At 60.5% G+C, this 14,861-nt stretch carries 11 protein-coding genes; 7 read left to right on the plus strand and 4 right to left on the minus strand.

From position 1 onward, the window contains the following. Positions 1 to 263 precede the first annotated feature (263 nt). From QTL96_RS08215 to QTL96_RS08240, 6 genes are all read left to right on the plus strand, one after another. Complete coding sequence (locus QTL96_RS08215; RefSeq protein ID WP_289727366.1) at positions 264 to 1,100, plus strand: carbon-nitrogen hydrolase family protein; 837 nt, start codon at positions 264 to 266, stop codon at positions 1,098 to 1,100. Positions 1,101 to 1,314: 214 nt separating this feature from the next. Continuing rightward, positions 1,315 to 2,598 (plus strand): extracellular solute-binding protein, encoded by a 1,284-nt coding sequence (locus QTL96_RS08220; protein ID WP_289727425.1) that lies wholly within the window; start codon positions 1,315 to 1,317, stop codon positions 2,596 to 2,598. Positions 2,599 to 2,683: 85 nt separating this feature from the next. Continuing rightward, positions 2,684 to 3,616 carry a sugar ABC transporter permease gene (locus QTL96_RS08225; protein ID WP_113197945.1) on the plus strand — a complete coding sequence of 311 codons (933 nt, stop codon included), beginning with the start codon at positions 2,684 to 2,686 and terminating at the stop codon, positions 3,614 to 3,616. Next, complete coding sequence (locus tag QTL96_RS08230; RefSeq protein WP_112819043.1) at positions 3,613 to 4,455, plus strand: carbohydrate ABC transporter permease; 843 nt, start codon at positions 3,613 to 3,615, stop codon at positions 4,453 to 4,455. The genes QTL96_RS08225 and QTL96_RS08230 overlap by 4 nt, the downstream gene beginning before the upstream one ends. A 26-nt stretch (positions 4,456 to 4,481) precedes the next feature. Next, positions 4,482 to 7,502, plus strand: a complete 3,021-nt coding sequence (locus QTL96_RS08235; RefSeq protein ID WP_289727367.1) for a glycoside hydrolase family 38 C-terminal domain-containing protein — start codon at positions 4,482 to 4,484, stop codon at positions 7,500 to 7,502. 183 nt (positions 7,503 to 7,685) lie between these two features. Beyond that, on the plus strand, positions 7,686 to 8,879 hold the full coding sequence (locus tag QTL96_RS08240; RefSeq protein WP_289727426.1) for an ROK family transcriptional regulator: 1,194 nt from the start codon (positions 7,686 to 7,688) through the stop codon (positions 8,877 to 8,879). Between the two features lie 4 nt (positions 8,880 to 8,883). Here QTL96_RS08240 and QTL96_RS08245 read toward each other — a convergent pair whose 3' ends face one another. Then, complete coding sequence (locus tag QTL96_RS08245) at positions 8,884 to 9,933, minus strand: ROK family transcriptional regulator (RefSeq protein ID WP_289727368.1); 1,050 nt, start codon at positions 9,931 to 9,933, stop codon at positions 8,884 to 8,886. 457 nt (positions 9,934 to 10,390) lie between these two features. On the opposite strand from QTL96_RS08245, the gene QTL96_RS08250 reads away from it, so the two are divergent. Next, a complete protein-coding gene (locus tag QTL96_RS08250) occupies positions 10,391 to 11,527 on the plus strand; it encodes a hypothetical protein (RefSeq protein WP_289727369.1) in 1,137 nt (378 codons plus the stop codon). Between the two features lie 87 nt (positions 11,528 to 11,614). Here the strand turns inward: QTL96_RS08250 and QTL96_RS08255 are convergent, their stop codons facing one another. The 3 genes from QTL96_RS08255 to QTL96_RS08265 form a co-directional block, all read right to left on the minus strand. Next, entirely contained in the window at positions 11,615 to 12,700 is a 1,086-nt protein-coding gene (locus QTL96_RS08255) for a glycine betaine/L-proline ABC transporter ATP-binding protein (RefSeq protein WP_289727370.1), read from the minus strand. After that, entirely contained in the window at positions 12,693 to 13,580 is an 888-nt protein-coding gene (locus QTL96_RS08260) for a proline/glycine betaine ABC transporter permease (RefSeq protein WP_112819040.1), read from the minus strand. The genes QTL96_RS08255 and QTL96_RS08260 overlap by 8 nt, the downstream gene beginning before the upstream one ends. A gap of 109 nt (positions 13,581 to 13,689) precedes the next feature. Beyond that, positions 13,690 to 14,691 (minus strand): ABC transporter substrate-binding protein, encoded by a 1,002-nt coding sequence (locus QTL96_RS08265; RefSeq protein ID WP_112941978.1) that lies wholly within the window; start codon positions 14,689 to 14,691, stop codon positions 13,690 to 13,692. Positions 14,692 to 14,861 lie beyond the last annotated feature (170 nt).

A 14,861-nucleotide genomic window follows, 5' to 3' on the forward strand; every position in this document is an offset into this window, starting at 1 on the left:
CCCATCTGACTTCTCCACCATGACTTTGAGCATGTCTCAAAATGCTCTGCTGCTGCGGCAGATGCAAGGGCGGAAGGCTTGTCCACCGGATACTTGGTTTAATCGGTTTGCCCGGTGGGTTGAAATCCTTAGTCTATTGTTCTGAGAACCTTCCTGAGATCAACAACTCGTATGGGCTAACGGTGCGGCATGCTTCAATTGGGGTTTCATCGCCCGTCGAACGGGGAGACATTGCGCGTTGACACACCACGAGGAGAGACGCATTGAGACTTGCCACGACGCAGACCTTTGTCTCCCCCGATATCGAGGCAAACGGGCGCACGATACGATCGATGATCGCGCGTGCCGCCGATAGTGGCGCTCGACTGATCACCTTCTGCGAGGGCGCATTATCGGGCTACTCCAAGTTCCAGATCGAAACCCCGCAAGAGTGGGCGCGCTTTGATTGGCGAACACAGGAGGTGGAGCTGCGGGCCATTGCCGCGCTTTGCCAGCAGCGCGGGATCTTTGCGGTCATCGGCGGGGCGCACCGGCTTTCAAACGGCGTCCCTCCGCACAACTGCCTCTACGTCATCGGCGAGCAAGGTGATCTGACAACGCGAAATGACAAGCGCTTTCTGTCGAACGCCGAGCTAGGAGGGTGGTATACGCCCGGCAACGATGCCGTGACGGTGGAAGTCGATGGCTATCGGTTTGGCTTTGCCATCTGCATCGAATCGCAGTTTCCAGAAGTCTTCTCCAGTTATGAGCGAATGGGCGTGGATGGCGTGCTCTTCTCGTCTTACGGAGTTGCCGAGTACTTCCAGATCGCACTCAGGGCACATGCCGGGCTGAATTGCCTGTGGATCGGCGCATCAACGCCCACACAGAAATCCCACAAAGGTCCAGCCGGGATCATCGGACCGGATGGTGAATGGACGGCGCGATGCATCCCGGCCCAGGAACTGGATCTTACGATCGCCGAGCTGGACCGCCGCGATCCACGCTACGAGATTGCCCTGCAAAAGGCACGGCCGTGGCGTGCACTAGCGCGAAAGGGCGACATCTATCGCCTTAAAATGGTCTCCGATCCGAGAAGCAGCGACCGCTCCGACTTCTAGATCAACCTGGGTCGGACCTTTTCCGACATCGCACGCACCCGCGTTTTCTCACTTGTCGTCGTGCGTGCAATCACGGAGCGTTTTCGACCTGCTTGACACAAAAGAAAAGCGACTTAATCTAGTCAACGGATCGGAGGAGATCCGTTGTTGTGGAGGCAGCGGCTCGGATGGGATCCTGAATCGGGAGGAAATACTGGTGAAGAACAAGGCAATCATGCTCGCCCTTCTGGCGGGTTCGTTCCTGGCCGCGCCTGTTATCGCGGCGGCTCAGGATCTGATCACGGGCGACATCGTCGGCAAGGCCGATGCGCCCAACAAGCTCATTTTCCGCATGACGACAGACGGGCCGCGCAACAACGAGCCCGTTTATGCCGAGGGTTACAGCAAGCTCTTCAACGACTTCATCGCCAAGCGCCCGGACTGGCAGATCGAGCTACAGATGATGTCTGGTGATATCGGCCAAGAGCAGGCGCGCATGCTCGAGCAGGCGAAGTCCGGTTCGGCGCCCGATTGCGCTGCGGTCGATTCCTTCGTGCTGCCACTCTTCAAGAAGTCCGGCGTGCTGCAATCCTTCTCGCCCTATTTCAGCAAGGAAGAAATCGGCCAGTTGTTCCCGTTCATCCGCGAGGGCATCACCGGCGATGACGGCAACATCTATGCCTGGTGGTGGTCGACCGACCTGCGCGTCCTCTACCGCAACAAGGAGATCGTTCCCGACGCGCCTCAGACCTGGGATGACCTGAAGAAGGCCGCGCTGCATTCCGTCGAAGAGGGAATGGAGGGCATTCTCTTCAACGGTGGCCGCTACGAGGGCACGACGTTTGACTGGCTCGCCAACTTCTGGGGCCAGGGCGGCAAGCTGGTCGACGATCAGGGCAAGCCGATCTTCGGCGAGGGCGAGAACCGCGAGAAGTTCATCAAGGCCGTGAACTACTATCGTGATCTGGTGGAATCGGGTGCTGCTCCCAAGCGCGTCGCGACGCTCGGCAGCTATGACGACTTCAATGCGGCGGCCGCAGCCGGAACGACGGCACTCTTCGTTGGCGGCAACTGGCAGTATGCGCAGCTGAAGACGGCGCTCGACGAGGACGAGTTCGCCAAGTGGACCTTCACTCCCCTTCCCGGCCCGACCGCCAATGAGCGCTCGACCGGCACCGGCGGCTGGACAGTCGCGGCCTTCAGCAAGGATGCCGCCAAGGTGAAGGTCTGCGCCGACCTTGCCCGCGAAGTCTATATGGGGCCGGCCAACGCGCTGCAGGAACAGCTGCCGACGCGCGCCGACCTCTATGACAAGTATGAGGTCTTCTCGACGCCGGCAAATAAGACCTTCGCCGAAGCCCTGAAGGTCGGGCAAGCGCGGCCGGGTGCTGCCGTCTATCCCGAAATCTCCAACCAGATCCAGATCATGATGGGCAAGGTGCTAACAGGCACGCAGGCAACGGATGCCGCCGTCGACGAAGCCTTCACCGCCTCGCTCAGCGCCTTCAAACGGAGCTGAGCTGATGATCGGTGGCGTGGGCTTACCTCACCCGCGCCACCGATACCGACTGCCTGATCTCAATGACACATGACCGGACGGATCGATGACCAATCTCAGCATTGCGGCCGAGACTGCGCCTACCGGAAGCAGGCTTGCCGCGCGAAAGTTCTACCCCTCGCCCGCGCCCTGGCTGATGCCGCTGATCCTGGTTCTTGGGGTCTTCTATCTCTATCCGCTGATCGACGTCTTCCGCTTTGCCTTCACCAACATTTCGCTCGTCGGCAACGACGAGGAATACACGCTGCGAACGATCGCCAACACGCTCTCGAAGCCGGAACTGCTGCAGATCCTCTGGGTGACGCTCATCTTCACCGGCTCCAGCGTTGTAGCTCAGCAGGTGCTCGGCCTGTTCATTGCGCAGGTGGTCGTGCGCAGCGAAAAACGCGGCCTGTTCGGCTCGACTATCGTGCGCACCACGGCGCTGGTCGCCTGGGTTGTTCCCGGGATCGCCGGCGGCATCATCTGGAAGATGCTATTCAACGAGGCGCCCTTTGGCGGCCTCAACAGCCTGCTCAGGATGCTCGGGGCCTCGCCCGTTCAGTGGTTGTCCGACCCGAACATGGTCATGTGGTCGGTCGTTATCTCCAACGTGTGGCGCGGAACGGCTTTTTCGATGGTCGTTATGTACGCCGCAATCAAGGCGATAGACCCGGAGCTTTATGAGGCCGCGGAAATGGACGGCGCCAATCCCTGGCAACGGCTGATCTACATCACCCTGCCGCAGTTGCGCGCTGCGATCCTCGTCAACATGATCCTCATCACCATCCAGACGCTGAACACCTTCGATGCGATCATCTCGCTGACCGGTGGCGGCCCGGGCCGGGCGACCGAGGTTCTGTCGCTCTACACGTTCAACGTCGTCTTCCGGAATTACGATCTGGCGGCCGGCGCGGTGCTGTCGATCCTGATGCTTGTCATCAGCCTCAGCCTGGCGCTCGTCTATGCCCGCTTTCTGCCGAAGGGAGAACCGGTATGATCAATTCGAGACAGGAACGCATCGGCGACCTCTTCAGCTATCTCTTCATGCTGATCACCTTCCTCTTCTTCGCCTGGCCTCTGGTCTGGCTTTTGTCGCTGGCGCTGCGCACCCGCAAGGAGGTGTTCCTCGGCGTCTCCAGGCTGATCCCCAAGTCGCCGACGCTCGACAATTTCATCGCGATCCTCTCCTCCGACAAATTCGCTGGCTATCTTTGGAACGCGCTCATCCTGTCGACCTCGAGCGCGATCGGATGCCTGATCGTGGCATTGCCGGCTGCCTACGCCTTCTCGCGCTTTCCTTTCCGCGGGAAAGGCCCATGGATGATGGTACTGCTTGCCTTTCAGATGATCTCTCCACTCGTCATCATGGTCCCGCTTTATCGCTACATGGCCAAGATCGGTCTCACCGACAGCCATTTCGGCGCGACGATGGTCTATATCGCGCTTGCCGTGCCGATGGTCACATGGATCCTCAAGGGCTTCATCGACGGCATCCCGCGAAGCCTCGACGAGGCGGCACTGATCGACGGGTGCAGCCATTTCGGAGTCTTCTGGCGCATCATTCTGCCGCTCGCGAAACCAGGGATTGCGTCTGCCTTCATCATCTCGGTCATCGCCGGCTGGTCGCAATTTCTTGTGCCTTTCCTCTTGATCAGCAAAGAGGCGCTGATGCCGATCGGTGTCGGCATCTTCCAGTACGCCGGCACCCAGAACGACAGCTCCATTCAGTTGTTGGCGGCCGCCTGCCTTGTGTCTGTCGTGCCCGCCATCGTCGCATTTCTTTCGCTCCAACGCCTCATTCTCGGCGCCATGACGGCTGGTGCCGTCAAGGGCTGATTTCTTTCAAACATCAGGATATGATCATGACGCTTACGCTTGCCCAACGCCTCGACCGCATCCGCGTCCGCATGTCGGAACTCGAACACTGGCGCTCCCGTGAAACAGTGCAGATCAGCGGTTGGACCTTTGACGGCGAACCGATCGCGATCGGCGCCGCATGGCCGCGCAAGGACGGCACGGTGAGCTTCTCCGCCTCGGCGCGCGTGCCGGAACATTGGCCGGTGGAGGAAGCCCGCCTCAGCCTCAATCTTGGCGGCGAAAGCCTCATCACCATCACCAACGAGGCCGGTGACGAAACGCGCCTTGGTCTTGACCCATATCACCAGGAATTCCGCCTGACGTCGCGCCGGCTCGCGATCTCGTCAGAAACGGTCGCACGTCTGCCGTTCGGCGAGCCGGTCCGCGCGCCCCGGCTCGAACGGGCAAACCTTTTGTGGCTGGACGAGCCGGTCGACCGGCTTTGGCTGCTCTTGCGCCAGATCTCGGAGGCGGTCGATACGCTTGAGGGCCATGAGGTCATTCCACATTTGATCGATATCGCCGAGGCCGCCATGCGCGGGCTCGACTGGCCGTCATCGACGGCAGCCTATATCGCGCGCATGTCGCCATCGACCGGCCAGCAGAAGATCTGGCAGTTGCCCGAACTCGAAACCGCGCCCGAAGGCCTGAACCAGGGACAGCGCGCCAGCGTGGTCGCGGCCTACGACACGCTGATCAAGGAGCTGAAGCAACTGCGCGAACGCTTCCCGCCGCAGGGCGAGATCGCGCTGACAGGTCACGCGCATATCGACCTTGCCTGGCTGTGGCCCTACCGCGAGACCCGCCGCAAGATGCGCCGTACTTTCCACACCGCGCTCTCGCTGATGGAACAGTCGTCCGACTTCCGCTTCAACCAGTCGACGGCGCATTATTATAACCAGATCGCCGAGGATGATCCCGAACTGCTGAAGCGCATCGTCGAGCGCGTGAAGGAAGGGCAATGGGAAACGCTCGGCGGCATGTGGGTTGAGCCCGACACCAACATGCCGACAGGCGAAAGCCTCAGCCGGCAGATCCTCTATGGCCAGCGCTACTTCGAAAAGACCTTCGGCGTTCGCCACACCGTCTGCTGGCTGCCCGATTGCTTCGGCTTCTCCGGCGCCCTGCCACAGCTTCTGCGCCAAGGCGGGATGAAGAGCTTCTTCACGATCAAGGTGAATTGGTCGGAGACCAATAAATTCCCTGCCGACCTCTTCTGGTGGGAGGGCCTCGACGGCAGCCGGGTGCTAACGCACACCTTCGACAACCCGATGCATGGCTATAACGGCTTTGTGCAGCCGGATTGTTTCGTGCCCACCTGGCGCAACTTCCAACAGAAGGACAAGCACGGCACGACGCTTCTGGCCGTCGGCTATGGTGACGGCGGCGGCGGCGTGACACCGGAGATGATTGCCCGCGAAGAGCAACTGCGCGCCTTCCCGGCATTGCCCGCAGCGCGCTGGACCAAGGTGCACGACTTTTTCGAGGGTGCTCACAAGAGTGCCGCTGAAAAGGAGCTCACCACCTGGCAGGGCGAGATTTATCTCGAGCTGCATCGCGCAACGCTGACCAGCCAGAGCGTGGTCAAGCGCCTGCACCGCAAGGCCGAGCGTAGCCTGATCACTGCGGAAACCCTTGCCGGACTGGCGCATCTCATGGGTGGCGAGAAGCCGGCCTCGCTGGAGAAAGAATGGCGTGTTGTTTTGAAGAACGAGTTCCACGACATTCTGCCGGGATCTTCAATCGCCGAGGTCTATGCCGACAGCGCGGAAGAACTCGACGGCGTGATCGCCGACGGCCAGGCCGCGCAGGCAAGCGCTTTGGCGGCCATCGCCAAACAGTTGCCATCGGGAGGCGGCAGCAACGTGCTGGTGGTCAACCCGTCGCTGGATGAGCGACCTGTCAGGCTGACGCTTGCCGATGGCAGCCACGTCGCGTCACGCGACAGCATCGCCCCGCTCGCCATCGCGGTCATCGACATTGCCTCGCTGAAGGCGCAGCCGGGCCTTTCGGCCAGCAGCAGCCACCTCGAGAACGAAACGCTGAGGGTGACGCTAGCCAAGGACGGCTCGATTTCGAGCATACTGCACAAGCCCAGCGGCCGCGAAGCGCTTGAAGGCGCGGGCAACCGGCTCTTCGTCTACCCGGCCGACAAGCCGCGCAACTGGGACGCCTGGGACGTCGAGGAGGATTACGCCGCGCGTGGCGAGGAAATCACCGCGCTTGATAGCATCGAGCTGATCGAAAACACGGCTCACCGTGCCGCGATCCGCATCGTTCGCAGCTGGCGCCATTCGCGCATCACACAGATCCTGTCGCTTGGCGCCAATTCCCGCCGCCTGGATATCCAAACCGAGCTTGACTGGCACGACCGCCGTGCCTTCCTCAGGACCTTGACGGCGGTCGCCGTTCGCAATGCGCGTGCCACCTGCGAATGCGCATATGGCGTCGTCGAGCGGCCCACTCACGCCAATACGTCATGGGACGCGGCTATGTTCGAGGCCCCTGCGCATCGCTTTGCCGATCTGTCCGAGCCCGGCTTCGGCGTCGCAATCCTCAACGACGCCAAGTATGGCCATAGCATCAGGGGTAACGTACTCGGCCTTTCACTTCTGCGTTCGCCCATCTATCCCGACCCTTTGGCCGATGAGGGGTTGCAGAGCTTCACCTATTCGCTGATGCCACATGAGGGGCCATGGCACGAGGGTGGCGTGCGAGAAGAAGCCGACGACCTCAACCAGCCGCTTCTTGCCCTGGCCGTATCGGATCGTGCCGTGGGGGCCTGGCAGCCGATCACGACGGATGGCATCTGCGCGGCTCTCTCGGCGATCAAGCCGAGCGAGGATAATGATGGCTTGATCCTACGCGTCTACGAGCCCGCCGGTCGGCGTGGTGCCTTTGAGCTGACGCTACCGCAAGGATGGCGTAACGAAGGGCCGGTGAGCATTATGGAGGAACCTATGAGCGACGTGCCGCTCGAGGGATTGATGCCTTTCCAGGTCAAGAGCTGGCATATCTCGCGCTAAGTCGAGACCAAGGCATGGTGAAAGCCCGGTCACGACGTGACTGGGCTCTTTCCGTTTACGCCACAATGACTTAGTCTCGATAGATCTGGTGGCAGTTCAACATGTCCGACACGGTCAAGGAGAAGAGTGGAGTTGCAGGTTTCGGGTTCCAATCCTGAGCAGGCGGCAGCGGCCAACCGGGCCATGATCGTGAGCGCGATCCATCGCGGCGGGCCGATTTCGCGTACCGAACTGGCGGCGCAATCGCGGCTGACTAAGCAGGCTGTGACACGGATCGTCGAGCGCCTGCTCGACGAGGGCCTCGTCATGGAGGCGCGGCGCCGGCACGGGTTGCGTGGGCAGCCGGCCATCGAGCTGGAGATCGATCCGGAAGGTGTTTTTTCGATCGGCGCCAATATTGACCGCGATCACCTTACCATCGTTGCTGTCGACGCTGTTGGTACGGTGCGTGGCCGCATTCATCACGAGGCGCGGTTTCTGCTGCCGGATGATTTCGCGGCTTTGATGGCTGATGCGCTCTCCTCTTTCCGGCGACGCAAGATCATCGAGGAAAGCCGGCTGGCCGGGATCGGCCTTGCTATCCCCGATTGGCTCGGTGAAGTACCCGTTATCGGCTTTCCGCCGGAATACCGACGCTGGAGCGGCTATGATGTGCGCGGCGCGCTCGAAGCGATCTCCGACCATCCTGTATTCATCGACAATGATGCGAATGCTGCTGCTCTGGGCGAGATTGAATACGGTCTCGGCACCGAGATCGGCAGCTTCTTCTACATCCTGGCGAATGCCTGCCTTGGGGGCAGCCTGGTAATCGACGGCATCCGCCACAAGGGGGCCAGCGGCATTGGCGGCGAAATCGGCTGGCTGCCGGTGCTGTTTGATGATGGCCCGTTTGCCGGCAGCACCCAGCCGCTTGGCGAGATGTTTTCACTGTTCATCCTGCTCGATCACCTGAAGCGGAACGGCGTCGAGGCGTCCACGCCCGCTGATCTCCTGACGCTCGATACGAAGGGACGCGCAATCGTCAGCGCATGGCTGCGCAAAGTGAGTGTCAAGATCGCCCAGGCGATCGTTCATATCGGCATGATCGTCGATCCGGAGGGCGTTCTCATCGGCGGCCGCTTTCCCGTCCGGATTATCGACGAGCTGTTGCTCTACGTTCACGAGGAGATTGGCCGTCTCGGCGCAAAGGCGCCGTCGCTGCATCGCGCGGCCGGCTCGGAGGATGCGGCAGCCCTCGGCGCTGCGGCCATTCCGCTCGCCCATCGTCTCGGTCTGCCATCGGCCGAACCCGCGCAGCGGTTCCGCAACCCGATAGGTGGCCTGGCAAACAATGTGGGACGGTGGCCCGAAGTGGTTTCCAAGGTTGCTGCCGGTTGACGCTTCAAACGGGAAATAGCGTCTCATTGAACGGTCGAAGGGCAGCGCCCAGCACGACGCCGTCCTTCGGGTGGGTTGCCGGTTGAACCACCGGGATCCAGGGAGCGATCACAAGGTCGCGGATTTTTTCCTCTCGCTCCCGCACCATGCACGATATCACTGACGCCAGAATGTCGTCAGGCAACGACCCGCCTATGAGGATCGCCCCCGGAGCGATGAAACCGGAGATCGTCAAAACCGCTTCATGAAGGTGGCGCGCGGCCACGACAGTCCACGCATCCACCGAAGCGGATTGGGCCGCCAGGTGATGCTCAAGCGAGGGCAATGTCGCAACCTCGTTCAACGTCGCGCCGTCCACGCCAGATCGCATATTGCCGATCTGGCCGGCAAGTCCGTGAATGCCACGAAACGGTCTGCCCCCGATGAGTAGCCCCGCGCGAACGGTATCGTCGATCAGGATGGTCACAAGCCCCCCATCCGGATCGCCGATCCCAAGCGTGCGTTCCGCGCCGACGGCGGCGTCGCTGTCGTCGAGGACATAAAGCGGCCCGACCATCTCGCCAATGCAATCCTTTAGCACCCGATGGTCGAAGGACGCTCCGGGTGCAAGTGCGACGCCACAGCCGACAAGCTTGCCCGACGCCGCATGCCGGATGCCTCCCACCGCCTCGCCGACCTCATCGATATCCGTGAAGCCGACGCGCGCGCGGATCGAGCAAGAAAGGTCGATGACAATGATCTCCCCACCTTGCGCCGCGACCGAGATCCCGAGCGAGAAGGCAGCGTCGGGACAAAGCGCGAATTCCAGCGCCGCGTAGCGCGTCGCGCTAGCGCGCTTTCGCCCGGCGACCAGCCCGGCACTTGCCAGGCGCTGCACGATGCCTGCGATTGCGGGCTCCGTCAGCCCGAGGCGTCGTGATAGCTCCTGGCGCGTAAGCGGTCCGAAGCGGCGGATGAGCCCGAGCGTTGTACGGGAATTGTGATCAGCGATGTCGACAGGGCTGATCCCAGGCCGTGCATCTGACGGATCGCGTGTCCTCGGCGAACCAGACACAGAAAGGCGCCGCGCCGTCTTCAACCGTGCGTTCCTTGAACCATGTCCTTGGCGCAGGTCACTGACGAACTCCCTCATATGCGCAATACAGTCTGTTGAAATATCGCGCAATTTTCCATGAGCAGCAAGAAACCCGTCTCCGATATGCCACGCGAGAGCGCAAAAATGTCGGAACCATCCTGACAAGCCACCGGTTTTGATGAAAAGAAGGGTAAAAGGCCTTGTTGTTTCCATAGTCGGCTCATAGATGAGCCATTGAAGCGACCACTCATTTTTTAGGGTTTTCTATTTTAGTTCTCAGGACTGGATTGACGCGCACCCCGGAATGTTAGTGGTCTACCGTCCATCATCGTCCGTAAGAGCGACATGGCCAAGAGGCCGGCTGCCGCATTTCGATTTTCCGCCAGGGTCATAAATATTGAATCAAGAAGCTGCCATCAACCCCGTGGCCAACCCAATGGTGGAAAGACGCGTCGTTCTGCATTTTCCTGGTTTCGAGCCGCTTGATTCGAAAGCCCACCATGCACGCTACGTGCGGTCCGGCAATCTGAGTGCCAGGGCCTGGAACCTCGACCTGACTGTCGGCGCCTGCAAGGAGGACGGTCAATTTGACGTCAGCTGCAGCTTTCAGGCGGAAAAAACGGCAAGCCGCGTTTTCGTCTTCGACCATAATGACCTCGTCCGCAAATATAGTGACAAGAGCCTGCTACAGCGTCTCTTGTCAGGTTATGCGAGCGCTGGCCGCGTCGTCGCTCAGGGCGGGTTGTTCGGTTACTTCAAGCACGCATGGCGCTTCGGCCTGTTCTTCGTCTTTCCCTTCGCCTTGGTTCTGGTCGCACTTGTCCTTAGCACTACGATCACTGCTGCTCCCTATGTCCTAAGCCTTGAGCGCTGGAATTTCCTCTGGAGCGCGCTGCTTGGCATAATGTTCTTCCGCTTCGTCTTCCTTCCCTTCGCCGCAAGGTTCCACACGCTGCATCTCTTTGCGGATTGGGACTTGGCGGTGGCGCTGGCAAAGCTTGACGATCCAGCCATTGTTCAGTGGCTCGAGCGGTGCAAGGCGCGGGTGCGCGATGCGATGCGCGAGAATGCGGACGAGTATCTGATCACCTCGCACAGCATGGGATCGAGCATTGCCAGCCATGTCATCGGCATGCTGGTCGAAGAAGAACCAGAGCTCTTCGCCAATAAGCGGGTGGTCTTCGTGACGCTCGGCGGCGCGATTTTGCAGTGCGCCCTACTTCGATCGGCAAAGAGCCTGCGGGCAAGAGTTGGCGCGATTGCGCGCACACAACAGATTTTCTGGCTGGAGATCCACTGTCTGACCGACGTGATCCATTTCTACAAGTCGCGCGTCGTGGCCTGCTGCGGCCATGCCGACGCGCCTCAGGCCTCGATTGCTACGATCCGCATGCGCCATATGCTGACTGGAGAGCACTATCGCAAGATCCGCCGCGATTTCTTGCGCGTGCATCGACAGTACGTACTGGGCTCGGATCTGCGCTCCGCCTTCGATTTTACCTTCATGACCGCCGGGCCGCTTCCAGCCGCATCCTTTGCAGACCTCAACCAAGACTGGATCGTGAAGGCGTAAGCGCTTGTTTTCATAGAACAATGCGCGGCCGAAACTTCGTCCGACCGCGCATGCTTCAAGCTCAATGCAACGCTGTATCCGCGCCGATTACGGGATGGCCGACATGGCTTTAGCCGCAGCCGCGGGCGCCGCCGCTTGCGGCGTGCCCGGCTCGTGACCGACGAGGCAACGGATCAGCTCGCTCATGCTGACGCTGCCGATCTCCTGACCGTCTTCAGACACGACCGCTGCTGCCGACGCGTTAGCGGCCGATAGCTGCCGCAAGGCTTCCTCGACGGCTGTCCCGGCAGGAATGCGAAGGCCAGACTTCGCAAGCGCTGACGGCGGTGACATGACGGCGTCGACCTGGATAACCCTGGCGCGGTTCACTTCCTTGACAAAGGCGGTGATGTACTCGTCGGCGGGCCTGAGCACGATATCGGCCGCGGTGCCCTGCTGGATCACCTCGCCGTCTCTAAGGATCGCGATGCGGTCTCCGAGCCGCAACGCCTCGTCGAGGTCATGGGTGATGAAGACCACGGTCTTCTTCAACTCCTTCTGTAGATCGAGCAGCACCGTCTGCATATCCACGCGGATCAATGGATCAAGAGCCGAATAGGCTTCGTCCATCAACAGGATTTCGGCATCGTTGGTCAGCGCACGGGCAAGGCCGACGCGCTGCTGCATGCCGCCCGAGAGCTGATTGGGGTAGTGGTTGGAGAAGCCTTCAAGCCCGACACGCTTGATCCAGTGCTGCGCGCGCTCTTCGCGGTCGCCCTTCCCCACACCTTGGATCTCAAGCCCGTAGACGGCGTTCTGCAACACGTTTCGATGCGGCAGCAAGCCGAACTTCTGGAAGACCATGGCCGTCTTCTTCTGGCGGAACTGGCGCAACTGCTCTTTGTCCATGCGACAGACATCAACATCGCCATAGCGGACCTCTCCGGATGTCGGGTCGATCAGGCGGTTGATGTGGCGGATCAGCGTGGACTTGCCGGAGCCTGATAGCCCCATGATGACAGTGATGCCGCCGCCTGGGATTGTGATGTTGATGTCCTTCAGGCCAAGGACATGACCGTGTTCGCGGTTGAGTTCGGTCTTCGACATTCCCCGCATGACGGGCTCAACAAAATCACGAGCTCGAGGTCCGAAAATCTTGTAAAGATTACGGATATTGATCGATTGGCTAGCCATGAACGACCTCCCGATGCTTCTGAAGACGCAGACCGTATGCCTGGCTGATACGGTCGAAAATGATGGCGATGCCGACAATGGCGAGGCCATTGAAGACGCCGAGCGTGAAGTACTGGTTGGCGATGGCCTTCAATACCGGCTGGCCGAGGCCCTGTACGCCGATCATCGATGCGATGACTACCATGGCGAGCGCCATCATGATCGTCTGGTTGATGCCGGCCATGATCGTCGGCAGTGCCAGCGGAAGCTGGACATTGCGCAGTTTCTGCCAGCTTGATGACCCGAAGGCATCTGCGGCCTCAAGCACATCGCGGTCGACCATGCGGATGCCCAGATTGGTCAGTCTGATCATCGGCGGAAGTGCATAGATGACGACGGCGATGACGCCGGGCACGCGACCGATACCGAGCAGCATGACGACGGGAATGAGATAGACGAAGCTTGGCATCGTCTGCATGACGTCGAGGATCGGGTTGACGATCCTTTGAAGCCTGTCCGAGCGCGACATGGCAATGCCGATCGGAATTCCGATCGCGATCGAAAGCACGGTACAGACGAAGATCATCGAGACCGTCTTCATCGTGTCTTCCCACATGTCGAAATAGCCGATGAGAAGCAGCGTGACGATGCAACCGATGACAATGCGCCAACTGCGCGTCGCCAACCACGCGATGGCGCCAATCAGCGCAATCACCAACGGCCATGGCATGCCCGTCATCAGGCGTTCAGCCCAGATCAAAAAGCTTTGCAGCGGACTGAACAGATTTTCGATGCCACTGCCATAGCCGCGCGTGAAGGCGCGAAATCCTTCGTCTACGCTCTTTTTCAAGGCGCGCAGCATATCCTCGTCCATCGACGGAAATTTCCAGAGCCAATCCATGTCGGTTCCCCATGACAAAATCGGCGGCGGCTTTGATTATTGTTGACCGTCCTGCCGGTGTGTAGGCGGGCGATCCCTTGATCGGGGCCGCCCGCTGTCGATGCGGTGCTTACAGCGAAGCCTTGATCTTCGTGGCGACCTCGGGAGAAACCCAGGTGGTCCAAAGCGCTTCATTGTTCTTCAGGAAGTATTTGGCACCTTCTTCGCCGCTGGCCTGGTTATCCGACATCCAGGCGATCAGCTTGTTGACGGTGTCGTTGGTCCAGGCGCGCTTGTTGAGGTAGCCGACGACATCGGGACCGGCGCGATCGGCGAAGGTCTTGGTCACCAGCGTCTCGACATTGTCGGCGGGCCAGGCGTTTTCCTTCGGATCAGCGCAATCGGCAACCGAGGTGCAACGCTTCCATTCGGCGGCGTCATATTCGGCGCCGTAGCCGAGCTTCACCATCTCGTACTTGCCGAGGAGCGCGGTCGGTGCCCAGTAGTAGCCGACCCATGGCTGCTTGGCTTCGTAGGCCTTGGCGATCGAGCCATCGAGGCCGGCGGCCGAGCCGGTGTCAACGAGCGTGAAGCCGGCCTTGTCGCCGCCGTAAGCCTTGAAGAGCTGCGCGGTCACAACCGTGCCGCCCCAGCCCTGCGGACCGTTGAAGACGGCGCCCTTGCTCTTGTCTTCAGGTGCCGGGAAGAGTTCCGGATGCTTCATCAGGTCGGGGATCGTTTTCACATCAGGATGAGCGTCGGCGAAATACTTTGGTATCCACCAGCCCTGGATGGCGCCATCGGAGAGAATCTTTGCGGCCTTGATGAACTTGCCGTCGGTCAGGCCGCGGTTGACGATCTCGGGCTGGAGGCTGACCCAGGCCTCGGGCGCGATGTCGGGCTGGCCCTTTTCGGCCATGGAGGTGAGCGTCGGGACGGTGTCTCCGACAACCAGTTCGGCCTTACAGCCGTATCCTGCCTCAAGGATCAGCTTGTCGATGTTTGCCGCCACTTCGGCGGACTGCCAATTCATGTTGGCGATTGTGACATCACCACATTCGGCGGCGGATGCAACACCGCCAAGGCCAAGCAGGCCGGCAGCGAGGACGGTGGAAGCCAAAAGCATTTTCATTTTCTTGTTCCCTCTGGTCGCGGTGCAACGTGAACCCGGGCGCCGGCAGCACCGCGTCCGCCAGCCTCCCCATTGAGCCGTCATTGGCTCGGCATGCGCCATTCCGATTGCGTCAAAAAATGGCGCATTGGAGCTTTCTTTCAATGTTCTCATGTATTGGCAGTCGCAAT

The sequence above is a fragment of the Rhizobium sp. S163 genome, assembly GCF_030380805.1.
Taxonomy (GTDB): Bacteria; Pseudomonadota; Alphaproteobacteria; order Rhizobiales; family Rhizobiaceae; genus Rhizobium.

What these genes read in the sequence shown, in the direction of transcription:
- QTL96_RS08220 (WP_289727425.1), top strand. Translation starts at nt 1,315, where the DNA reads ATGCTCGCCCTTCTGGCGGGTTCGTTCCTGGCCGCGCCTGTTATCGCG.
- QTL96_RS08225 (WP_113197945.1), top strand. Translation starts at nt 2,684, where the DNA reads ATGACCAATCTCAGCATTGCGGCCGAGACTGCGCCTACCGGAAGCAGG.
- QTL96_RS08230 (WP_112819043.1), top strand. Translation starts at nt 3,613, where the DNA reads ATGATCAATTCGAGACAGGAACGCATCGGCGACCTCTTCAGCTATCTC.
- QTL96_RS08235 (WP_289727367.1), top strand. Translation starts at nt 4,482, where the DNA reads ATGACGCTTACGCTTGCCCAACGCCTCGACCGCATCCGCGTCCGCATG.
- QTL96_RS08240 (WP_289727426.1), top strand. Translation starts at nt 7,686, where the DNA reads ATGATCGTGAGCGCGATCCATCGCGGCGGGCCGATTTCGCGTACCGAA.
- QTL96_RS08250 (WP_289727369.1), top strand. Translation starts at nt 10,391, where the DNA reads ATGGTGGAAAGACGCGTCGTTCTGCATTTTCCTGGTTTCGAGCCGCTT.
- QTL96_RS08255 (WP_289727370.1), bottom strand. Translation starts at nt 12,700, where the DNA reads ATGGCTAGCCAATCGATCAATATCCGTAATCTTTACAAGATTTTCGGA.
- QTL96_RS08260 (WP_112819040.1), bottom strand. Translation starts at nt 13,580, where the DNA reads ATGGATTGGCTCTGGAAATTTCCGTCGATGGACGAGGATATGCTGCGC.
- QTL96_RS08265 (WP_112941978.1), bottom strand. Translation starts at nt 14,691, where the DNA reads ATGAAAATGCTTTTGGCTTCCACCGTCCTCGCTGCCGGCCTGCTTGGC.